Origin of the sequence: Arthrobacter woluwensis (assembly GCF_030816155.1) — a bacterium.
Taxonomy (GTDB): Bacteria; Actinomycetota; Actinomycetes; order Actinomycetales; family Micrococcaceae; genus Arthrobacter_E; species Arthrobacter_E woluwensis_A.
This window is the reverse complement of the sequence record NZ_JAUSXR010000001.1, coordinates 1,978,782-1,999,431: the sequence shown is the minus strand read 5'-3', so window position 1 is coordinate 1,999,431 and position 20,650 is coordinate 1,978,782. Positions and strand designations below refer to the sequence as shown.

At 67.2% G+C, this 20,650-nt stretch carries 17 protein-coding genes and 1 tRNA gene; 9 read left to right on the top strand and 9 right to left on the bottom strand.

What is annotated here, in order from left to right:
* Positions 1 to 4: 4 nt before the first annotated feature.
* Positions 5 to 1,234 carry a PucR family transcriptional regulator gene (locus tag QFZ52_RS09085; protein WP_307497297.1) on the bottom strand — a complete coding sequence of 410 codons (1,230 nt, stop codon included), beginning with the start codon at positions 1,232 to 1,234 and terminating at the stop codon, positions 5 to 7.
* A gap of 199 nt (positions 1,235 to 1,433) precedes the next feature.
* Positions 1,434 to 4,172 (bottom strand): pyruvate dehydrogenase (acetyl-transferring), homodimeric type, encoded by a 2,739-nt coding sequence (gene aceE, locus QFZ52_RS09080; protein ID WP_307497295.1) that lies wholly within the window; start codon positions 4,170 to 4,172, stop codon positions 1,434 to 1,436.
* A gap of 346 nt (positions 4,173 to 4,518) precedes the next feature.
* Here aceE and QFZ52_RS09075 point away from each other — a divergent pair, with 346 nt between their 5' ends.
* From QFZ52_RS09075 to QFZ52_RS09060, 4 genes are all read left to right on the top strand, one after another.
* The gene (locus QFZ52_RS09075) at positions 4,519 to 4,938 is read left to right on the top strand and encodes a DUF3052 domain-containing protein (RefSeq protein ID WP_307497293.1); all 420 of its coding nucleotides are present in this window, start codon (positions 4,519 to 4,521) and stop codon (positions 4,936 to 4,938) included.
* Positions 4,938 to 5,432 carry a peroxiredoxin gene (locus tag QFZ52_RS09070; protein WP_307497292.1) on the top strand — a complete coding sequence of 165 codons (495 nt, stop codon included), beginning with the start codon at positions 4,938 to 4,940 and terminating at the stop codon, positions 5,430 to 5,432. The genes QFZ52_RS09075 and QFZ52_RS09070 overlap by 1 nt, the downstream gene beginning before the upstream one ends.
* Complete coding sequence (locus QFZ52_RS09065; protein ID WP_307497291.1) at positions 5,429 to 6,295, top strand: NAD-dependent protein deacetylase; 867 nt, start codon at positions 5,429 to 5,431, stop codon at positions 6,293 to 6,295. Before QFZ52_RS09070 ends, QFZ52_RS09065 begins: the two co-directional genes overlap by 4 nt.
* 134 nt (positions 6,296 to 6,429) lie before the next feature.
* Positions 6,430 to 6,505: transfer RNA gene (locus QFZ52_RS09060), tRNA-Val, on the top strand.
* 610 nt (positions 6,506 to 7,115) lie between these two features.
* Here QFZ52_RS09060 and QFZ52_RS09055 read toward each other — a convergent pair.
* Positions 7,116 to 7,655 (bottom strand): hypothetical protein, encoded by a 540-nt coding sequence (locus tag QFZ52_RS09055; RefSeq protein ID WP_307497290.1) that lies wholly within the window; start codon positions 7,653 to 7,655, stop codon positions 7,116 to 7,118.
* Between the two features lie 21 nt (positions 7,656 to 7,676).
* Positions 7,677 to 8,627 carry a hypothetical protein gene (locus tag QFZ52_RS09050; protein ID WP_307497288.1) on the bottom strand — a complete coding sequence of 317 codons (951 nt, stop codon included), beginning with the start codon at positions 8,625 to 8,627 and terminating at the stop codon, positions 7,677 to 7,679.
* A 601-nt stretch (positions 8,628 to 9,228) separates the two neighbouring features.
* On the opposite strand from QFZ52_RS09050, the gene QFZ52_RS09045 reads away from it, so the two are divergent.
* Positions 9,229 to 9,393 carry a hypothetical protein gene (locus QFZ52_RS09045; RefSeq protein ID WP_307497287.1) on the top strand — a complete coding sequence of 55 codons (165 nt, stop codon included), beginning with the start codon at positions 9,229 to 9,231 and terminating at the stop codon, positions 9,391 to 9,393.
* A 17-nt stretch (positions 9,394 to 9,410) separates the two neighbouring features.
* On the opposite strand, the gene QFZ52_RS09040 is transcribed toward QFZ52_RS09045, so the two are convergent.
* Entirely contained in the window at positions 9,411 to 10,409 is a 999-nt protein-coding gene (locus QFZ52_RS09040; RefSeq protein ID WP_307497286.1) for an alpha/beta hydrolase, read from the bottom strand.
* Positions 10,406 to 11,761 carry an MFS transporter gene (locus QFZ52_RS09035; RefSeq protein ID WP_307497285.1) on the bottom strand — a complete coding sequence of 452 codons (1,356 nt, stop codon included), beginning with the start codon at positions 11,759 to 11,761 and terminating at the stop codon, positions 10,406 to 10,408. Before QFZ52_RS09035 ends, QFZ52_RS09040 begins: the two co-directional genes overlap by 4 nt.
* Before the next feature lie 184 nt (positions 11,762 to 11,945).
* On the opposite strand from QFZ52_RS09035, the gene QFZ52_RS09030 reads away from it, so the two are divergent.
* The gene (locus tag QFZ52_RS09030) at positions 11,946 to 13,052 is read left to right on the top strand and encodes a LacI family DNA-binding transcriptional regulator (protein WP_307497284.1); all 1,107 of its coding nucleotides are present in this window, start codon (positions 11,946 to 11,948) and stop codon (positions 13,050 to 13,052) included.
* Positions 13,053 to 13,062: 10 nt separating this feature from the next.
* Here the strand turns inward: QFZ52_RS09030 and QFZ52_RS09025 are convergent, their stop codons facing one another.
* Positions 13,063 to 14,739, bottom strand: a complete 1,677-nt coding sequence (locus tag QFZ52_RS09025) for a serine hydrolase domain-containing protein (RefSeq protein ID WP_307497283.1) — start codon at positions 14,737 to 14,739, stop codon at positions 13,063 to 13,065.
* 185 nt (positions 14,740 to 14,924) lie between these two features.
* Here QFZ52_RS09025 and QFZ52_RS09020 point away from each other — a divergent pair, with 185 nt between their 5' ends.
* Positions 14,925 to 15,173, top strand: coding sequence for a hypothetical protein (locus QFZ52_RS09020; protein WP_307497282.1), 249 nt, complete (start codon positions 14,925 to 14,927; stop codon positions 15,171 to 15,173).
* Positions 15,174 to 15,205: 32 nt separating this feature from the next.
* On the opposite strand, the gene QFZ52_RS09015 is transcribed toward QFZ52_RS09020, so the two are convergent.
* Together QFZ52_RS09015 and QFZ52_RS09010 are read right to left on the bottom strand one after the other, a co-directional pair.
* Positions 15,206 to 16,750 (bottom strand): S53 family peptidase, encoded by a 1,545-nt coding sequence (locus tag QFZ52_RS09015; RefSeq protein WP_307497281.1) that lies wholly within the window; start codon positions 16,748 to 16,750, stop codon positions 15,206 to 15,208.
* Positions 16,751 to 16,864: 114 nt separating this feature from the next.
* Positions 16,865 to 17,794, bottom strand: coding sequence for a LysR family transcriptional regulator (locus tag QFZ52_RS09010; RefSeq protein WP_307497280.1), 930 nt, complete (start codon positions 17,792 to 17,794; stop codon positions 16,865 to 16,867).
* Between the two features lie 122 nt (positions 17,795 to 17,916).
* Between QFZ52_RS09010 and QFZ52_RS09005 the strand changes: the two genes are divergently transcribed.
* Positions 17,917 to 19,221 carry an aromatic ring-hydroxylating oxygenase subunit alpha gene (locus tag QFZ52_RS09005; RefSeq protein WP_307497279.1) on the top strand — a complete coding sequence of 435 codons (1,305 nt, stop codon included), beginning with the start codon at positions 17,917 to 17,919 and terminating at the stop codon, positions 19,219 to 19,221.
* Complete coding sequence (locus QFZ52_RS09000; RefSeq protein WP_307497278.1) at positions 19,218 to 20,612, top strand: ferredoxin reductase; 1,395 nt, start codon at positions 19,218 to 19,220, stop codon at positions 20,610 to 20,612. The genes QFZ52_RS09005 and QFZ52_RS09000 overlap by 4 nt, the downstream gene beginning before the upstream one ends.
* Positions 20,613 to 20,650 lie beyond the last annotated feature (38 nt).

The following is a 20,650-nucleotide window of genomic DNA, read 5'->3' as shown; positions in this document are numbered from 1 at the left end:
TGGGTCAATGTGGGCGCGTTGCATGGCGGTCGTGCGCGGGTCGCTGCGGCGGAGCGAGGCGGCCGACCGCCAGCGCGGTCTGCAGCACATACGCCTCGCGGGGGATCAACGGGTCCCAGCCGGTGACGTCGCAGACCCTCTTGAGCCGGTACCGCACGGTGTTCGCGTGGACGAAGAGCTCGCGGGCCGTCGCCTCGAGCGAATGCCCGAGTTCCAGGTAGCTGCTCAGCGTGTCCACCAAGCCGTTGGAGGCCGCCAGCAGCGGACGGTAGATCCCGGCCACGAGCTGCCTCCGAGCCGTCTCGTCCCCGGAGATGACCCGCTCCGGCAGGAGGTCGCCTGCCGCCACGGGGCGGGGAGCGGCAGGCCAGGCGCGGGCCGCGGTCAGTCCGGCGAACGCCGCCTGCGCGGACAGGCTGGCATCGGTGAGCGAGGCCGCTTCGGGGCCGTGCACCACGGGCCCCGGCGCGAACAGTTCGCTCAGCTTGGCGAGGGAGTTCTCGCGGTCATGCAGGCCGCCGAGCACCAGGATGAGCCGGTCGCCCTGGATGCCCACGAGCGCGTCGTCGGCGTAGCGGCCGGCCGTGCGCCGCAGTTCGCTCACGTAGCTGGCGCTGGGTTCCAGGGGCGTCTTGCCGACGACCACCGTGAAGCGCTCCTGGGCCTTCCAGCCGAGGGCCGCGATCCGTGACCGGAGGGCGTCCGTGTTCTCGCCGCGCAGGATCGCGTCCACGATGAGCGCTTCGAGGCGAGTGTCCCACGAACCGCGTGATTCGGCGGCGCGGGCGTAGACATCGGCAGCCGCGAAGGCCACCTCCCGGGAGTACCGGAGCACGGCCTCGCGGAGTTCGGGCTGGGCTTTCTCCGGGGCGAGCACGGGGACTTGTTCCTCGACCACTTCGACCACGATCCGGATGAGCTGGAGCGCCTTCTGCAAGCTGATGGAGCGGGTCATCTCGCTCGGCGCCGTGCCGAAGACATCGGACAGGATCCAGGCGGGGGAACTGGGCCGCTCGTACCAGGTGACGAATGCCGCGATGCCGTTCTGTGCCACCAGGCCCAGCGTGGACCGCTCATCGGCACTGAGCCGGGCGTACCAGGGGAGCGAGGCTTCGAGCTGCCGGGTGGTCCGGGTCGAGAGCTGCCCGACGTTGGCGCGCAGCTTCTTCAAGGTCTCCGCCTTGTCCGCGGAGGCGGACGGGGTGGGCGAGGGCTTTCCATCGGACTGCGTCATGCTAAGAAGCTTAGTGCCAGGTGCTTTGTGTGAAGGCTACAACTGAGCCGCGGCCCACCTGGGGTGATGACCGCGGTGAGGACGACGGCGTGCCCCGCCCGCCGTCGTCGTGCGCGGCTGACGCTGTGCGCAGGACGGCTGAGGCCCGCATCCGGTGCGGATGCGGGCCTCAGCTTTCAGTGATGTCGGTGGACGGGGATCAGGCGTCGCCGCCCGCACCGCCCGTGGTTCCGGCGTTCACGTTGTTCAGGTCGTACTTCTCGATCGCCTGGCGCGGCGCGGTCGCGTCGACCTTGCCCTCGGCGGCCAGCTGCTGAAGAACGGCGACCACGATCGAGTGGGTGTCGTTCTTGAAGAAGCGGCGGGCTGCCTGGCGGGTGTCGGAGAAGCCGAAGCCGTCCGCACCCAGCGCGGTGAAGCGGTTGGGGAGGTACTGGCGGATCTGGTCCGGCACGGCACGCATGTAGTCCGAGACAGCGACCACCGGGTGGGGGTTGTCGGCCATCTTCTGCGTGATGTACGGGGTCTGGAGGTCCTCCGGGTTGAGCAGGTTGTGCTCGTCCACGGCCACGCCGTCACGGCGCAGCTCGTTGAAGGACGTGACGCTCCAGACGTCGGCCGCGACGCCCCAGTCCTCGGCGAGGACCTGCTGGGCCTCCAGGGCCCACGGCACGGAGACACCGGCTGCGAACACGTTGGCGCGGGGGCCGTCGACGCTCGGGGAGCTGATGTGGTGGATGCCGCGGGTGATGCCCTCGACGTCCACGTTCTCGGGCTGCGCCGGCTGGTGGATCGGCTCGTTGTACACCGTGAGGTAGTACATGATGTTCCGGTCATCGGAGTCCGGGCCGTACATGCGCTCCAGGCCGTCCCGCATGATGTGGGCGATCTCGTAGCCGAAGGCGGGGTCGTAGCTGCGGATGGCCGGGTTGGTGCCGGCCAGGATCGGCGAGTGGCCGTCCGCGTGCTGGAGACCCTCACCCGTCAGGGTGGTGCGGCCGGCGGTGGCGCCGATGATGAAGCCACGGGTCATCTGGTCCGCGGCGGCCCAGAAGGAGTCGCCGGTGCGCTGGAACCCGAACATCGAGTAGAACACGTAGATCGGGATGAGCGGGACGCCGTGGGTCGCATAGGACGTGCCGGCGGCGGTGAACGCGGCGACGGCGCCGGCCTCGTTGATGCCCGGGTGGATCAGCTGACCGGTCGCGGCTTCCTTGTACGCCAGGACGAGCTCGCGGTCCACGGACAGGTAGTTCTGGCCGTTCGGGTTGTAGATCTTCGCGGTCGGGAAGAACGCGTCCATGCCGAAGGTGCGGGACTCATCCGGGACGATCAGGGCGACGTGCTTGCCGAAGTCCTTGTCGCGGAGGAGGTCCTTCAGGAGGCGGACGAAGGCCATCGTGGTGGCGGCCTTCTGCTTGCCCGACCCCTTGTACGCGACCTCGTAGGCCTTATCACCCGGCAGCACGAGTTCGTCGTGCTTGGCACGGCGCTCGGGAACCGAACCGCCGAGGGCCGCGCGGCGCTCCATCATGTACTTGATCTCCGGTGCGTCGGTGCCCGGGTGGTAGTACGGCGGGTTGTAGAGGTCCTTCTCGAGCTCTTCATCCGTGACCGGGATGCGGAGGTGATCGCGGAAGGCCTTGAGGTCCTCCATGGTCAGCTTCTTCATCTGGTGGGTCGCGTTGCGGCCCTCGAAGTGGGTGCCGAGGCCGTAGCCCTTGACCGTGTGGGCCAGGATGACCGTGGGCTTGCCCTTGAACTCCATGGCTGCCTTGTAGGCCGCGTAGACCTTGCGGTAGTCATGACCGCCGCGCTTGAGGTTCCAGATCTGGTCGTCGGTGAGGTCCGCGACGAGTTCCTTGGTCTGCGGGGTGCGGCCGAAGAAGTGCTCACGCACGAAGGCGCCGTTCTCGGCCTTGTACGTCTGGTAGTCGCCGTCGACCGTGGTGTTCATGATGTCGACGAGCGAGCCGTCCTGGTCCTTGGCGAGCAGGTCGTCCCACTCGCGGCCCCAGACGACCTTGATGACGTTCCAGCCGGCGCCGCGGAAGAAGGCCTCAAGTTCCTGCATGATCTTGCCGTTGCCGCGGACGGGTCCGTCGAGGCGCTGGAGGTTGCAGTTGATCACGAAGGTCAGGTTGTCCAGGCCTTCGTTGGCCGCGAGCTGCAGCAGGCCGCGGCTCTCCGGCTCGTCCATCTCGCCGTCACCCAGGAAGGCCCAGACGTGCTGGTCGCTCGTGTCCTTGAGCCCGCGGTTGTGCAGGTAGCGGTTGGACTGTGCCTGGTAGATGGCGTTCATGGGGCCGATGCCCATGGACACGGTCGGGAACTCCCAGAACTCCGGCATGAGGCGCGGGTGCGGGTAGGACGACAGGCCGTGCGGAGCCTTGGACTTCTCCTGGCGGAAGGCGTTGAGGTCTTCCTCGCTCAGGCGGCCTTCCATGAAGGCGCGGGCGTACATGCCGGGGGAGGCGTGGCCCTGGAAGAAGACCTGGTCGCCGCCGCCGGGGTGGTCCTTGCCGCGGAAGAAGTGGTTGAAGCCGACTTCGTACAGGGTCGCGGCGCCCGCGTAAGTGGAGATGTGGCCGCCGACGCCGATCCGCGGATCCTGCGCGCGGTGCACCATGATCGCGGCGTTCCAGCGCATGTAGGCGCGGTAGCGGCGCTCGAGCTCCTCGTTGCCCGGGAAGGCCGGCTCCTGGTCCACCGGGATGGTGTTCACGTAGTCGGTGGTGGTGACCATGGGGACGCCCACGGACTGTGCGCCGGCACGCTGGAGCAGGGAACGCATGATGAAGCGTGCGCGCTCCGTGCCTTGCTCCTTGACCAACGCGTCGAATGATTCAACCCATTCGCTGGTCTCCTCGGGATCCACATCGGGGACTCCGGCGGTCAGACCGCTCAGGATCGAAGGGGTGATTTCTTCAGCAGCCACGTCAAACCTCTCTTTGATGCAACTGCGGCGCCTCGCTGATCCAGGGGCTACCGCGCGCGGCAAATCGCTTCCGGGCGCCGGTCAGGTGATTCCGGCACTCTCAACTGGTCACTCGTCCTGCACGGCCGGGGTTCCGGACATGACTCACTCGTGTTCATGGATCACTCTAGCCCTCACATCGCGGCCTTCGCATTTGGGGACCTGTGCATTGCGCGCGGTCCGCGGGTCTCGGAGCGACGCCTGAGGACAATTCGGTGTCAACCGCTGCGAAAGCGCCTCTCATGCATCACAATGGGAAGTGACGCGGGCCGGAATGGAGTTACCGGCCTACTACGAGGAGGAACGAGTGAGCGAGGCCGACGCCGTCGCGGACGTCACCACTGCCAGCCGTCTGGGTTTCAAGGACGGCGACCTGATCCAGGAGTTCGGATACGACGAGGATGTCGATTTCGACTTCCGCGCGGACATCGAGGACATCACCGGTTCGGAGCTGCTGGACGAGGAAGAACAGGAAGTAGTCGACGCCGTCATCCTGTGGTGGCGCAACGAGGATGGCGACCTGGTGGACGCCCTCGTGGACGTGCTTCCCGCCCTGGAGGGCGACGGTGTGGTCTGGATCCTGACCCCCAAGTCCGGCCGGGACGGGTACGTTCCTCCCGCGGATATCCAGCAGGCCGCCCCCACCGCAGGTCTGCACAGCACATCGACTTTGTCCGCTGCGAAGGACTGGTCCGGGACCCGACTGGTGTTCCGGAAGAAGAAGTGATGTCTCAACAAGTGGCGAACCCTCTGGGGCTGGTTTCCCCGGCCGTGGGGGAGGAGGCACCCGACTTCACCCTGGTGAACCAGTTCGGTGAAGAGGTGACGCTCAGTGCGCTGCGCGGCCGCCCCGCCGTCGTCGTGTTCTTCCCGTTCGCTTTCTCCGGCATCTGCACGGGTGAGCTGTGTGAGATCCGGGACAACATCTCTCTGTTCGCCGGGCTCGACGCCCGCGTGCTGGCCGTGTCCGTGGACAGCAAGTTCGCGCTGCGGGCCTGGGCCGATCAGCAGGGCTATGACTTCGATCTTCTGGCGGACTTCTGGCCGCATGGCGCAGCTGCCCGGGCGTACGGGGTGTTCGACGAGGAGTCCGGCATGGCCGTGCGCGGCACGTTCATCCTGGACGCCGACGGAGTGGTCCGCTACGGCGTGGTCAATCCGCGCGGCCAGGCACGCGACTTCGAGGCGTACCGGCAGGCCCTGGCGGACCTCGCGGAATGACCGAAATCACCACGGACGAGGCGCTCGAGGAGGCCCTGGGCCTTCTCCGCTCCCGTGCCGTGGTGGTGCTGACGGGGGCCGGGATCAGCACGGATTCCGGGATCCCCGCGTATCGGGGCCCGAATTCGCGCCCCTCGAATCCGATCACGCTCCAGGAGTACATGGGCTCCGCCGCGGCTCGGCAGCGGTACTGGGCCCGGAACCATCTGGGCTGGCGACGCGTGAAATGGGCCGAGCCCAATGACGGTCACCTCGCGCTGGCCGAGCTCGAACGCGGCGGAGCCATCCAGGCCGTCATCACGCAGAACGTGGACCGCCTCCATGAGGACGCCGGCAGCGAGAATGTGGTGGATCTGCATGGCCGGGTCGACCAGATCATCTGCACCGAGTGCGGCGATCTGCTGCGGCGCCGGACGCTCGAGGAGATGCTGACCGCGCTCAATCCCGGGTTCATCGAGCGGGCCGAGGAACTTGGCGTCGTGGAGGCCCCCGATGCCGACGCCCAGATCGATGACGCCCTGGCCCGAGAGTTCGTGGTCGCTCCGTGTCCGCGCTGCGGGGGAGTGCTGAAGCCCGACTTCGTGTTCTTCGGTGAGAACGTGCCGAAGCCGCGTTTGGCGCGTGCCTTGAAGCTCGTGGAGGAAGCCGACGTGCTGCTGGTCGCAGGGACGTCGCTCACGGTCATGAGCGGGCTGCGATTCGTCCGGCAGGCCGACAAGACGGGCACTCCGGTGGTGCTGGTCAACCAGGGCCCCACCAGGGGCGATGAGCTGGCCACCGTACGGCTGCACAGCGGCACCTCGGAGACCTTGCGGGCGTTCGCGCGCGCACTGCTCCCGCCGCCGGCGCCCCGGGCGCACTGACCCGCGCACGACGACGGCGGTCGGCCTCCTCCGGGGGTGCCGCGGCAGGGTTGCCGGCGGTGTCGCCGTTTGCCCGCTGAACTGGGCATCCGCTAAGGTTGATACCTGTTGACCGCAGCGCGGACAGCAGAGAAGGGCCTTTAGCTCAGCTGGTAGAGCGCCACGTTTACACCGTGGATGTCATCGGTTCGATCCCGGTAGGGCCCACCAAGGTGAACTTACTCACACCAAGGACATGTTGGTTTTTGGATGTCGTGTCGAATTGACCACTCAGTCCCGTAAGGACTGGGTGGTCTTTTGATTCTTGGGGATGGGTACTGTGTTCTCGAGGGTCTTGCCGAAGAGAGCAGCGGCAGGTGCTTGGAGGGTCCCGGTTACCGTGGGGGTCAATTGTCCCCATCGGCACGGACGAGCCAGCATCTGCGGAAGTGCCGCCTTGTTGTGTCGCTCGCAACGCGATAGTGCCTCGGAGGATCAGCGAACAGCGTGATGTAGGTCAAGCTGGCTTCACCCCTGCGCGATGGCCTATTTGGTTGTTGGTGAGTTGGTCGCGGATGTTTGATTGTTCGACGGCATTTTCTTGGAGTCTGGTGCGAAGCAATGTGCCGTCGTTGACGCCGTTTGCAGCGAGGTCGAGAGGTAATGTTATTGCACTATGAACTGCTTGTGGCTTTGTCCACGTCGTGGCATCGTTCGAGTTGGCGAGCGTAATAGTCGGTTAGATATTGCTGATTGACTGCCATCTAAGTACGCGACGTGCCCTGTGAGTACCCATGTCGCCTGGAACGTGCGTATTACGCCTCGTATTCCAGGGCGGGTTTCAATGAGATCTCCGTTTTGCAACCTTTGTGAACGCCGAGTTCAGGCGTTTGAGACACATCATGAGCACCAGAGCAAGATGGATGACCAAGGTGAGTAGGGCGGAGTCGCCGACCCGTCCTAGATGAAACGGCCCTGCTGCCGTGGCGAGGACCGTTGTTGCGCCCGACACGACGACCGCGTAGAGACAGTTTGAAAACAGTTCGTTTACAAGTTGGGGCGCTCGAGTGTCAATTAGGGGGGTGATCTCTGCAACATGGGACTGTTCGGCCGAGACTTGCAGGTCTGCCATCTGCATCCGGAGTTGGAAGACAAAAACAGCCACGGCAAACGCGAAACCGAACACGATGGCTAAGGCGGCGACGACGTTGCCGTAAGCCTGGTCAAGGTTGAGCCCGGCGGCATAGCTGGTACCTCCAGCTAGAACTGGGACACCGAGTTGAGTGAATAAGTCCCCGAATGAAATCTTTCCGTTGCGGGCATCTCGCAGAGTTGCGAAGTGGTCCTTTACGATCGGCAGCACGCTGACCTTGGCGCTCACAGTTTCCCCTCTGTTTGGAGATCAGCTTCGCGGCGCTCTCGTCCACCCCATCTGGTACGCGATGTTGTGCCGTGCGTAGTAGTCCTTCGCCGCTTCGTCGATCTCTTCGATCAGTCTATCGGTGGTGAGCTTCTGCTCACCGTGTCCGCTAAGTAGGAGCTTCAGTGCAGGAGTCTTCTCCCTACCTACGACAAAAGTCTTGTGACGGTCTCCATCCCCGACGGTGACGGCGATGTCTTCGTAATCGCTCCCTTCGACGACCGGGAATCCAATCTCGGCGGCTTCGCCGATGCCATGCTTTAGGATGAGGTCCCGGACCCAGCGCGGGAAATACTTGGTCCCATTGGTCGGTTTCAACATGCCCGTGTACTCGAAGCTGTAGCCTCTTGTGTCACCGTCGTCGGCTACATCCTTATGAGCTGACTTGATTGTTGCCTTGATCGACTCAAGATCGGCACCCTCGAGCCACTCGTCAAGTTCATTCACCGTATGGGCCTGGATGGTTGCCCTTAGCGGCCGGCCGTCATCTGCATTCTTCGTGTGAAGTAGATCCTTCAGGTGTTCGCTGAACGAGCTCCAAACTCGAGAGCCGCATCCTTCGATCACTACGCGTTCGATGAAGAATAGTCCCCGATCAGCTCCCGGCGGTACCAACAAGGCGCACCGAGTTTCCACCGTGGCCGCGTCTATGTCCTTTGTCTCGTACTGAGGAGCATGCTTCGCTGTATCAATAACATGTTCTCCTGGGCTTCCGTAGTGACCTGTACGCATGGTCAGCACGACGAGCCGATTCCGGCGCTCGACCAGTGGCTTGGTTCCGTAGGTCTGCTTGGTGTGGTTGTTGAAGTGGTCCGGGCTGAGGCTTTTGGCCCATTTTTCGAAGTAGTCGAGGACTTCAACTCCACTGACATTGTCGAGGAAGTAGAAGGCGTCCTTTCGGCTGGCCTTGATTCGGATTGCCTGAAGCGTCATAGTTCGCTGTGCCATAGATTCCCCCAGTAGTGGCTCGTGTCAGTGTCGTGGCTGAAAGTCTTTTTCAGTCGTGTGACTCATGGATATTACCGGGTGACCGTCTCGGGCGCCGCCTAACGCTTCCTTGATTGCTTCGGCGTGGTGTCCTCGGTGCCTATTCCGACAGAAGTGAAGACGTGTGGGTTCGTATTCCCGGACGCGTGTCAGGCCTTTGGCTAGGTGCCAGAGCCGAGGCTCGTCAAGTGAAGGGCGTCGCCGCGCCTCGTGAGCGGAGGGCGAATCCAAGTGCTATTAGGGATTGTCCGCCGTTTGCCCGAATTGCTTGGCAGTGGTCGCTACGCCGGCGTCAGTCTTCCTACTATGCCGTGGCTTATTCAACTCGCTCCAGTAGGGGTAGCCGACATCGGATGCGGGCTCTCCATTCGCGGAGCAGGAGCGGTACACGTCTGGTGTCGACGGGGCGTTGCGAGGTAGGCGTCGAATGTGGCTTGGCGTAATATTGGCTGGCCCGCCGATGACCTTTGCCGTTGTCCTCGAGCGCTCTCATCGATAGGCTCCAGAGACAACAGGTCGAAAATCGTGAGCAGTGGGGAGCGCTCTGATGAACTTGTGGGGGACGGCCATCGTGACGTTGCTGGGCGCCGGAGTGGGTTACTACGTGAACGGACCGACGTCGGCGGCGATCGGGGCGATCACTGCCGCGATCCTGGCGGAGTCGTCCCGCCGGAAGCGCATCGAGCGGGAAGCGGCCCGCGAGCGCGGCTGAGAAATGCCCCGCACCACCTACTCCCGCAGCCGCGCCACCTCGTTCACCCACGCGCGGTGTGCGAAGTCGCCCGCCGCGAACGGGACCGGGATCCCCAAGGACTCGTGGGTCTGCGACACGAACCTCAGTGCCGTCACCGGGACACCGGACGCCGAGAGCGCCCGGGCATACGCCTCGCCATCGCCGCGCAGCGGGTCCAACTCCGCGGTGAAGATCACGGCGGGTGGGAGACCCTCGTGCGACTCCGCGAGGAGAGGTGACGCATACGGCTCGCGGGCCAGCGCCCGGTCCGGTCCGAGGTACTGGGCCACGAGCGCCCGGCCCGCCTTCTCCAGGATGACGTGCGGCATGCTCGGGCCGATGCCGCTCATGTCCGCGTGGCCGATCGTGAGATCGAGGGCCGGGTTCTCCAGGATCTGAAGCCGCACGGGGATTCGGTTCCGGTCGCGATTCATGAGCGTCACCGCCGCCGCGAGGTTGCCGCCAGACGAGGCGCCGCCGACGGCAATCCGGTCCCGCGACCCTCCCAGCTCCTCGGCGTGCTCAAAGGCCCACTCGAACGCCGCCCAGCACTGCTCCGGCTGGACCGGGAACTGGAGCTCAGGCGCGTGCGCGTAGTCCGGCGCCACGATGATGACCCCGGCGTCCTGCGCCCGCCGTCGCAATCGGGCGTCCCAGGCCTGCCAGTCGATCCCGCCCAGGGTGAAGCCGCCGCCGTAGCAGTACACGAGTACCGGGAGCCCGGCCCCGGGGGACGTCGGCTCCTCGCCCGGCCAGTACACCCGCACCCGCACGTCTGGCGCCTGACGCACCGGGATGAGGTGATCCGCCGTCGCGGTTTCAGGAGGCTGCTCGGCGAACTCGGCCTGGATCCGGTCGTCATTCTCCTGGGCCACGCGGCGACGCCCGGCGGGATCGGACGGTTCCGGCTTCTTGAAAGGAGCCGCAGCCTTCTCGAAGGCGGTGACGGCCGGGTCGACGGCGGGACGCCGCCAGCGCCCACGTCTCCACCTCATCCGAGGCCGACCTTCCCGTTGAGGCAGTTCATCAGCGGCACACTCCTGATTCTGAGGACGGACAGACCGGCCAGCACGGCCATGGCGAAGGCGGCCACATAGAGGGCTACGAAGTTCTCCCCGGTGGGCGAGCCGATCCTGGTGAGGAGGAAGCCGAGCACCGGGACGAAGATATTCGGCAGCAGATACGCCAGCGCGACGATCCCGAGGTCCTTGCCGGCCTCGTCCACCGAGGGGAGGCATTCGGTCATCAGGGCCACGTCGGCCGAGATGTACGCGCCCTGTCCCGCGCCGATCAGGGCGATGCCGACCAGGAAGATGGGCAGCCCCGGCGTCGCGACCGCCACGATGAGACCGATGGCACTGAGCATCGCGCCGAACAGCACGCTCGGCTTGCGCCGCCTGGTCCGGTCCGAGATGACGCCGAAGATGAAGGCGAACAGCAGATTGCAGACGGTGAAGACCAGCGTGGCCTGGGTCTGCACGCCGGCGATCACCGAGGGATCGTCGAGGTCGAACCGTCCGGAGATCGTCAGATAGAGGTAGCTCGTCACCGTGACGATCGACGCGGTCATGAGGAAACGGCAGATCCAGGCCCAGGCGAAATCAGGATGGCGCCGCGGACTGAGCCAGAAGGTGCTGATGAACGCTTCCAGATTGAACGGCGGGGGAGCGTCCGTCCGACGGAGATCCCGCAGAGTGAAGAACAGCGTCAGAGACAGCACCACCGCCACGGCGCCCGGGATGAGGAACATGGCGGCCTGCCCCAGGGAGGCGAGCTGCCCGGTCATCATCGTGCCCACCAGGATGCCGACCGTGCCGGCCGCCCCGGTGACCGCCGACATGATGGCGCGGATCCGGCGCCGGATCTGATCCGCGAAGAGGCTGTGCTGCGCCATGGCGACGGCGCCCCAGCCCACATAGTTCAGCACGATGCCGATCCAGAGCCAGGCGGGGGAGGGCGCCCAGGCGAGCGCGAGGTAGCCGGCGAGGGCGATCAGCGATCCGGTCAGGATCCACGGCCGCCGCAGCCCCAGGCGGGATCGCGAGCGGTCGCTCAGCCGCCCGAAGACCGGGGTCACCACAAGCGTTGCGAAGCCGCCCACCGTCAGCAGGACGCTGAGGTTCGCCGAGGCGCTCGCAGCGTCCCACTGTTTCAGCAGCTGAGGCACCGCGACGCCGGCCACCCCCTGCGCGACGCCGGTGGCGCCCCAGGCGAGGGCGAAGCTCACCCAGAACCAGGGAGTCTGCCGTTCCCCGGGCACCGTTTCGGCGTCGGCCAGGTGCAGGACGGGTTCCGGAACGGCCGGCGACGGGTCGAGCGCGGCGGGGATTCTCTTCTGGACCGACATGTAACTCCTCATCGAGTTGGTGCACGGATGTCGTACCCGAGGTTGGTGGACACGAGCGTATGCGCGTACATTCGTGGAAACAAGGGCTGGAGTCGCGCTTCTTCCGATACCGTTGGGGGCGGCGGCCCCGGCCCATTCCGGGGCGGCCGACGCCGGACCGGCGTCGGAGGACAGAGAGTGAGGGATGACCGTGACGAAGGCGCGTCCATCGGTGTACGACGTCGCAGCGGCGGCCGGTGTGTCCACGGCGTCGATCTCGAGGTACTTCCGCACTCCGGAAAAGCTCAGCGAGACGCTCCGGGACCGCATCCAGAGCGCCGTCCAGGAACTCGGCTATCTGCCCAGCGGTTTGGCCCGCGGCCTCGCCGAACGGAGCACCGGTACCCTCGGCTTCTACTCGTTCAGCGGGCACGAACCCGACGAATGGGACCGCGGCCCGGTGCCGAGCGCCGAGGGCGAGGTGCCTCGCGTCGAGTACCGCGGACGCTGGCCCCGGCTGTTCCCTCTCTATGCCGACGAGGTGCTGCGGGGCATCGAACTCGAGTGCACCTTGCGCCGGCTCCCACTCCTGGTCGGATGGCAGGACGCCGACGGCCGCGGCGTGGGGCTCGATGACATCGCACGCCGCAGCGACGGTCTCGTGGTGCTGCCCGCCACGATCGAGGAGGCGCAATTGCGGCTCCTGGCGCAGCGGCTCCCGATGGTTCTCGTCTCCCAGCTGGTGCCGGAGGGTATGGCGGCATCCTCCGTCAGGGTGGACGACTTCAGCGGCATTCGGGCCCTCACGGCGCATCTGGCCGACGAGCACGGCGCTCGCCGTTTCGCGTTCGCGGGTTCCGCCACGGGAGCCGAGCATGCGGCTCGCCACGCGGGTTTCACCGCGGCACTGCAGGACCGCGGCCTGGGGGCGCCGGCGGAGCCGCTCGTGGACGCCGGGTCCCGCTCCGCCACGTACGCCGCCGTGACCACACTGCTGACGTCGGCTCCGACGTTCGCGGACTCACTCCCGGACGCGATCGTCTGTTCCAGTGATCAGACGGCCCTGGGGGTGCAGGCCGCGCTCGTGGAGCACGGGATCGCGGTCCCCGGCGACATCGCCGTCACCGGCTTCGACGGCATCGACGCGGCCCGGCTGGCGGATCCGCCACTCACGACGGTCCGTCAGCCGATGGACGAGCTCGGGCGCGTCGCCGTAGAGCTCCTCACCGAGGCGCTCGACGCGCCGGGGACCAGCCGGCACGTCGTCCTGCCCGTGGCGATGCTCCTGGGCCGCAGCTGCGGCTGCCCCTGAGGGGCGGGCACTACACCTGGTAGCCCGCGAGGCCCCGGCCCACGAGCGTCGGTTCCCGCCACGTGAAGGAGAAGCGCCCGGTCGCGGGGGAGAGGCTGAGCAGCCCCACATGCGGGCCCTCGATCATCCGGAGCTCGGCCTCGAACGCATCGGTCCCGTTCCAGCCGCCCCGCGTGGCGAAGCGGACCGGAGGATCGCTCAGCAACTTGCCTTGCGCCCAGTCATCGCCGCCGACCTGGAGACGATAGGCCACGCCGTCGAGCGTCAAGGTCAGGGTGTCGCCGTCGAGCCGCACCTCTTCGAGCTCCGGCAGGTCTGTGCCGCCCAGCCCGCCGAAACGCACCTCGGGGAGGCCCGGCTCGCTGGGCGCGCGAGTGAAAACAGTCCCGGCGACGCTGTACGACGACGGCGGCGCCAGCCGTGCGCCCGCAGCCCCGATCGCCTGGGCGGCCAGGGCGGCCCACTCCGGCGCACGCTCGGCGGCCTCCACCCAGCCGTCAGGCGCAGCCTCGCCCCGCAGCGCCAGGACGAGTCCCGCCAGCATTCCCAGATTGGCCTTCGCCTGCGCCTCGGCGCGGCGTTCGGCGCCGGCGGTGGGCGCGGAGATGGCCGTTTCCTGAAGGCGGCGGGAGAGAGTGGCGCTGTCCGTGGCCTCGGCATCGGCCCCAGGAGCGTCGTCCCGGTCGGACAGCACGGGGAGCAGATGTTCCCAGACGGCGTCGAGGAGGGGCTGGCCGAGCACGGTCGAGGCGGTCAGGGCGATCACCGAGTTCACCCCCGGAAGCACGATGCACAACTGGCTGTAGGCGCCGCCCGCGTGATAGCCGTGATCGCCGATCCAGAACTGATACCCGTACCCGAGCGAGCTGTCCCGATCCACCGGCTGGCCCGGCGGGAACCGGTGGTCCGCGTCATTGCTGATCCGCACCGAGGTGGCCTGATCGATCCACTCCGCCGGCACGAGCCGGCGGCCCTGCCAGACGCCGCGCTGCAGGAGCAGCTGCCCGAACGCGGCGATCGATTCGGTGCGGAGGTGGAGGCCCGTGAAGCCGGGGTTGGAGTCGCCGCCGGCCCATTTCGCCTCCGTCGCCCCGAGGGGTTCGAGCAGGCGAGGGCGGAGATAGTCGAAGAGGGAGGTTCCGGCGGCGCGTTCGATGATCTTGGCGACCGCGAAGGTGGCGAGCTGGTCGTAGGTGAAGATCTCGCCCGGACGCCGCTCGGGGTGGTACGCGGACAGCAGCTGGAGGAGGCCGTCGTCGGTGACCGGAAGCTCGACGCTCGGGTCGAGGACCGGGTCGAGGAGATGGCACACCGACATCCGCAGGGCGTCGGCGATCGTCGCTTCGCCGTAACCCGAGGCCTCCGGGAGGAGATCGGACAGCCGATCGTCCCTGCGGAGCAGGCCCTCGGACTCCGCGATGCCCGCCGCCAGGGAGGTGAAGCTCTTGCTCAGCGAGTACAGCAGATGAGGTGTGGACGCGTCGTACGGATGCCACCAGGACTCGGCGACGACGGCGCCGTCGACCGAGATCATGAGGCTGTGCAGCTCGATGCCCGCGGCCTCGACCGCGTCGAGGAAGGAACCGATTCCGCGGGGGTCCACGCCGAGCTGTTCGGGAGTCTGACGAGGCAACACTTCCTGGGTCACGATGACCACCTTCCACCAGAGGGCTGTATGCGCATACATGGCGCTTGACGTCAGCCTATGCAAGCGGGAGCCCTCGGTCCACCCCTCGTGCAAGAGACGGGACCCGGACGAATTCAGGCCCCCGGATCACGTCATGATCCGGGGCCTCACGCCACTCATCAGAGTGATGCGGTGGTGCCGAGGTCTGCCATCGGTGGTCCGCCCAGAGGATTGAGGATGTCAACGTGAGTGAGAGCTACCTGGCTTTCGGTGGGAAGTGCGCCTTCGCCCTGTCCCTCGGCGCCGGATCGACGGCCCCGGAGGGCAAACCCGAGTTCGCCCTGGAGCGCGACGGGAAGACGTACGTCTTCTCCGGTGCTGTGCCGAAGGCGCTGTTCCGGTGGCTCCCGGGCAGTGCGAGGCGGGCTCGCAGAAACTGGATGAAGTCACGGCGCGGCGCGAGGGCGCGGCACCGGGCCAGCAGCTCGGTGTAGCGCTTCGGGTCAGCGCGGTCTCAGCGCGGCTTTCAGGAGCCCGGTTTCAGCGCCGCCAGGAGCGCCGTGCCGTCGGGTGTGCCCAGTCCCGTGCAGGCATCCCAGCCGGGCCCCGCATGGTAGCTTCCGTTGTCGCCGACGGTCACGTCCCGGAACCCCGACGACACGGCGTAGAGCGAGGGCTGGATGAGCCCGAAACGCCGGTTCCCGGCCTGCGCGAAGCGCGCGATGAGCGCAGCCCAGAGCGGGGCCACGGCACTCGTGCCGCCGATCACCATGTCCTTGCCGTCCACGCGGATCCGGTAGCCGGTCTGCGGATCTGCGACGGCGCTGACGTCCGGTACGCCGCGTCCGGACTTCCCGGCTGACGGCGACTGCCAGGCCGGCCGGGGGAACACCTTGCTGTAGCCGCCGCCGGTCGCAGAGTCGGGACCTTCGTTCCACACGGTCTCCGAGCTGATCGTCCCGGTTGCCGGATCCGCTTCGAGCCTTGTGCCGCCGCAGGCCAGGGCGTGCGGGCTGGACGCCGGGAAGTCCACATGGGCCTTTCCGTCGGCCGCGCCGTCGCTGCTGCCGCGGTCCCCGGCGGCCACGGTCGTGGTGATGCCGAGCGCCGCGGCATCGGCGAGGGCCTGGTCGAACGCGTCGCGGGCCTGGGCCGTCCACTGGTCCTCGCTCTGGCCCCAGCTGATGCTGATGGCACACGGCGAAGCCTTGGTCGCGGCGACCACGGCGTCCAGGAATCCAGCGTCCGTGTTGGGGGCGAAGTAGACCTGGATCGCTGCCTTCGGCGCCAGGGCGCCGACCACCTCGATGTCCAGCAGGACCTCGCCGTCCGCGCCCTGCGGATCGTTCCCGCCCTGATTCGCGCCGCCGTCGACGCCGATGGACGTGATGTGGGGTGTGGCGAGTCCCAGCCCGGTGAAATAGGCGTCGAGATCGGCTTGAGCGTAGCCGCCGCCGAGTTCGATGATGGCCACCGTCTGGCCCGAGCCGTCGGTGCCATCAGGGAAGTCGTACACGCGGCCCAGGTCCACGGGGCTGTAGCTGGTGCCCGCCGCCGCGCGGGGGAGCACGCGGAAATGGGCACGGGCCTGGGGGCGGTCATCCAGGCCGAGCACGGCGATCACGATGCCGTTCAGTTCGGCGGGGATCCTCAGTTCACCCTGCCGGTGGCGGTAGTGCACCGTGGCGCCGTCCGGCGCCGTGCTCGTGGCATCCTCCAGCGTCGTGCCGAAGATGCTGCTCAGTCGCTCCACCGTGCCGGACAGCCGGAGACGCCTCGATGCGGGGTCCGACTCGACCACGTCCGCCCCCAGCCGGGTGAAGACCTCGGTGGCGAGCCGCACGTCGTCGTCGGAGGCCCCGTACTCGGAGGCCAGCTCGGCGGCGGTCAGATGGCCGACCGCCGCAGGAGCCGGCAGGGCCGTCCTGCGCCGCAGGACCACCGTGATCTCCAGACGGCTGGCGCCGTCCGCCGGGCCGTGCAGCTCTACGCCGGGCACGACCGCCCGGGCCGAACTCTTGAGGGGAATGCCGTCTTCCCGTGCGTTGTAGGGTTCGTTCACTCCGGCCATCGGGTCCTCCAGACATCGTCGGTTCATAACGGATCCCCGATGTCAGTATCACCGTGCCGACTGACAGGGTAAAGGCCCTTCGCTCCCTCGGGCAGGCCGTGAAACCCGAGGAGATCAGTCCTCTTCGTCCAGGCGCGCGGTGAGGATCTGGTGCGCGCCGGCCTGCAGGATCCCGAGCGATTCCTGGATCAGCGGGGAGCCGAGGCTGCCCCGTCGGGCGACGGCGATGATCCGCCGCGAGGGCCGCCCCTTGCCGGAGATCCGCAGCCGCACGACGTTCTCGGCGCCGCGCAACGGGGCCAGCCGCGGCAGCAGGCCGACGCCGAGGCCCGCGCCGACGAAGGCGATCATGGTCTCCCACTCGGAGGCCTCGTGAGCGATCCGGGGTGTCACCCCGACCGCCGTGAACGCGGCCGTGAAGAGCGAGTGATAGGTGGAGCCGACGGCCTCCGTGATCCACGGTTCCGAGGCCAGTTCCTCCAGGGTGACTACCTCCCGCGAGGCCAGGGGATGATCGGCCGGGACGATCACGTCCAGCGGGTCATCCAGCAGAACCGTCTTCTCGAAGCGCTGATCCTCCTCCTGAGCGTCCGACTGCATCGCGATGATGACGGCCAGATCGATCCGCTCCGCGACCAGAAGGTCGAAGCACCGGGCCGGGTCGGCTTCGAGGACCTGGACATCCACGAGGGGACGCGTGGACCGCAGGGTCGCGGCGAGCGGGGCGAGCAGGTGGGCCGCCGCCGTCGAGAAGCCTCCAAGGCCGAAGTGGGACTGGACCTGGTCCCCGGCCTCCATGGCGGCCGCGCGCAGGCGTTCCCATTCGGCGATCAGCGCGTCCGAGCCGGCGACGAGGATGCGTCCCGTGGTGGTCAGCCGGAGGCCGCGTCCGTCTTTGGTGAGCAGCTGCATTCCGAGCACCCGTTGCAGCTCGCGGAGCTGTGCGGACACCGCTGAGGGGGAGTAGCCCGTGAGCTCCGCGGTGGCGCCGATGGTGCCGCACTGGCCGAAGACGCGGAGTGTGATGAGCCTGACATCGATCATGCGCTAATTCTGCATGGATATTCGCAAAATCTCGCGCTTTTTCTGCGGGGAATGTGACTCTAATCTCATCATGACAAGCCTGTCGCGCACCCCGCCCCTCGTGTCTCCCCGGGAGGAAACCCATGACCGCTCCAGCGAACGCTCCCCTCAGCTCGCGCGGACGACTCGCCGCCACTCTGCCCGTGGAGCAGCTGGCCGAGATCTCCGCCTTGTTCGAGTTCCGGCGCACCGGATATTCGCTCGACGCCCCGTTCTACACGGACCCCACGATCTTCAAGCTGGACATGGAAGCCATCTTCGGACAGCACTGGATCTTCGCCGCGAGCACCGCGGAACTGCCGGAGCCGGGGGACTATGTGACGGTTGATTACGGGCCCTACTCCCTGATCGTCCTGCGCAACGACGACGGCGGCGTGAACGTCCTGCACAACGTCTGCCGCCATCGCGGCGCCCGGGTGCTCACCGAGGCTGCTGGGCAGACCGGCAACCTGGTCTGCGGGTACCACTCGTGGACGTACTCGCCCGAGGGCAACCTGATCCACGCCTCCGCGCCGGGCGAGGCCAAGTTCGACAAGAACTGCTTCGCGCTCAAGAAGGCCCACGGCCTCGAGGTCGCCGGGCTCATCTTCGTGTGTCTCGCGGCCGAGCCGCCCACCGACTTCTACGAGACCGCCAAGATCTTCGAGCCGTACCTGGCGCCCCACGAGCTGGCAACGACGAAGATCGCGTACCAGCAGAACATCATCGAAGAGGGCAACTGGAAGCTCGTCATGGAGAACAACCGTGAGTGCTACCACTGCGACGGGCACCCCGAGCTCGCCTGCTCCCTGTTCCCCACCTGGGGTCTGACGGAGGGACTCATCCCCACCCACCTCGAAGAGGTCTGGGAGCGCAACAAGGTGGCCCAGTCGGACCTCGAGGCGCGCTGCGACCGGTACGGCCTGCCGCACCAGGTGGTCGAGGAGCTCGACACCCGCATCGCCGGCATCCGCATCTCCCGCGAAGCCCTCGACGGTGACGGCGAGTCGTTCTCCGCCGACGGCCGCCGGCTGTCCAAGAAGCTTCTCGGCGATCTGCGGGACTTCCGCCTGGGCCGCTGCTCGATGCACCTCCAGCCCAACTGCTGGTTCCACTTCATGAGCGATCACGTCATCACCTTCGGTGTCTTCCCGATCAACGAGCACCAGACGCTGGTCCGCACCACCTGGCTCGTGGCCGACGACGCCGTGGAAGGCGTCGACTACGACCTGGACAAGCTCACCTACACCTGGAAGCAGACCAACATCCAGGACAAGGCGTTCGTGGAGCTCTGCCAGCAGGGTGCGGCGAGCCCCGCCTACGAACCCGGCCCGTACATGAAGAGCGAGTACCAGGTGGAGGCGTTCATCAACTGGTACGTGCACCGCGTGCAGGAGCACCTGGCATGACCGAAGTCCTCACTCAGCAGGCGGTCCGGGAACCCCAGCGCATCCGCGGGCTGGAGATGCCCTGGAACCGGGTGATGGGCAGCGCCGAGACCCCCGCCCGGGCCGCCCGGGCACTGGGTCCGTGGCACCCGCAGGAGTTCATGGCCGAGTGCGTCGAGACCATCCCCGAGGCGGGCGGTCTGATGACCTTCGTGTTCCGCCGCGGCGACGGGGCGCCGCTCGCATTCCGTGCGGGCCAGTACGTCAACATCGCCTTCCCGGTGAACGGCGACGACGAGGACCCGGTGGACCGCAGCTACTCGCTGTCCAGCTCGCCCACCCAGCCGTGGACCTTCAGCTTCTCCGTGAAGAGGGATGACACCGGCGCGGTCTCGCCGTGGATCCACGAGAACGTGAAGCCCGGCACCGTGCTGGATATGCTCGGGCCGGTCGGCGCGTTCCATCTGCCGGATGCGGACCGTCGCGCCCGCTATCTCCTGCTGGCCGCAGGGGCGGGCATCACTCCCATCATGTCCATGGTCAGGACCATCCATTCGCTGCCCGGCCAGGCCGACGTCGTCGTGCTCTATCACGGGGCCGAGGCCGATGGCTTCGCCTTTCAGCGGGAACTGGACCACATCGCCTCCGTCGACGCGCGGATCCGGGTGCACTACTCGCTCGGCGACCGGGGCATCCCGGAGGGATGGCAGGGCCTGCGCGGGCGGCTCAGTGCGGCGATGATCGACGAGGTCGCCCCGGACGCCAACGGCCGGCAGGTGTACGCCTGCGGGCCCGAGGGCTATCTGAACACCGCCACGGAGCTCCTGAAGAAGGTCGGGGTGGACGAAACCTCGATCTACATGGAGTTCTTCACCGGTAACCGGCAGACGCTGCTGGAATACCAGCAGGAGATCGCGCTGGCCTCGGACATCGCGGAGGAGATCGCGGAGGAGATCGCGGAATCCCCCGAGGATTACTACGAGAGCCAGCCGGCCGCCTTCGGGCTCTACGAACCCGGCTACGACGAGGACGGCACGCTCGACGCCACCGGGCTGCCGCTGGAAGCCGCGGGCACGGAAGCGGCCGGGCCCGCGGTGGCGGCCGACCCGGGCACCCCGGACCCTTCCGAGTTCAGCACCGTGGGCACCGGAAGCCTCACCCTGTCCTTCCTCCGCACCGGTGTCAACGTCCGGATCGACCCCAGCGAGCACATCCTCGAAGTGGCTCAGCGCGCGGGCGTGCGGATCGGCGCCAACTGCAAGGAAGGCATGTGCGGCTCCTGCAAGGTCGTCAAGCTCTCCGGCGACGTCGACATGAACCATCAGGGCGGCATCCGGGCGCGGGAGATCGCGGCCGGAAAGTTCCTGCCCTGCTGCTCCACGGCGAAGACCGACCTGGTCATCGACGCCTGACCCTCAGCTCCCCGTCACCACACAGCACGTCTCAAGAT

Bases quoted from the DNA above. Each gene is read 5' to 3' on its own strand.
- QFZ52_RS09085 (WP_307497297.1), bottom strand. From the start codon at position 1,234: ATGACGCAGTCCGATGGAAAGCCCTCGCCCACCCCGTCCGCCTCCGCG.
- QFZ52_RS09070 (WP_307497292.1), top strand. From the start codon at position 4,938: ATGTCTCAACAAGTGGCGAACCCTCTGGGGCTGGTTTCCCCGGCCGTG.
- QFZ52_RS09065 (WP_307497291.1), top strand. From the start codon at position 5,429: ATGACCGAAATCACCACGGACGAGGCGCTCGAGGAGGCCCTGGGCCTT.
- QFZ52_RS09050 (WP_307497288.1), bottom strand. From the start codon at position 8,627: ATGACGCTTCAGGCAATCCGAATCAAGGCCAGCCGAAAGGACGCCTTC.
- QFZ52_RS09045 (WP_307497287.1), top strand. From the start codon at position 9,229: ATGAACTTGTGGGGGACGGCCATCGTGACGTTGCTGGGCGCCGGAGTG.
- QFZ52_RS09040 (WP_307497286.1), bottom strand. From the start codon at position 10,409: ATGAGGTGGAGACGTGGGCGCTGGCGGCGTCCCGCCGTCGACCCGGCC.
- QFZ52_RS09035 (WP_307497285.1), bottom strand. From the start codon at position 11,761: ATGTCGGTCCAGAAGAGAATCCCCGCCGCGCTCGACCCGTCGCCGGCC.
- QFZ52_RS09030 (WP_307497284.1), top strand. From the start codon at position 11,946: ATGACCGTGACGAAGGCGCGTCCATCGGTGTACGACGTCGCAGCGGCG.
- QFZ52_RS09025 (WP_307497283.1), bottom strand. From the start codon at position 14,739: ATGTATGCGCATACAGCCCTCTGGTGGAAGGTGGTCATCGTGACCCAG.
- QFZ52_RS09015 (WP_307497281.1), bottom strand. From the start codon at position 16,750: ATGGCCGGAGTGAACGAACCCTACAACGCACGGGAAGACGGCATTCCC.
- QFZ52_RS09010 (WP_307497280.1), bottom strand. From the start codon at position 17,794: ATGATCGATGTCAGGCTCATCACACTCCGCGTCTTCGGCCAGTGCGGC.
- QFZ52_RS09005 (WP_307497279.1), top strand. From the start codon at position 17,917: ATGACCGCTCCAGCGAACGCTCCCCTCAGCTCGCGCGGACGACTCGCC.
- QFZ52_RS09000 (WP_307497278.1), top strand. From the start codon at position 19,218: ATGACCGAAGTCCTCACTCAGCAGGCGGTCCGGGAACCCCAGCGCATC.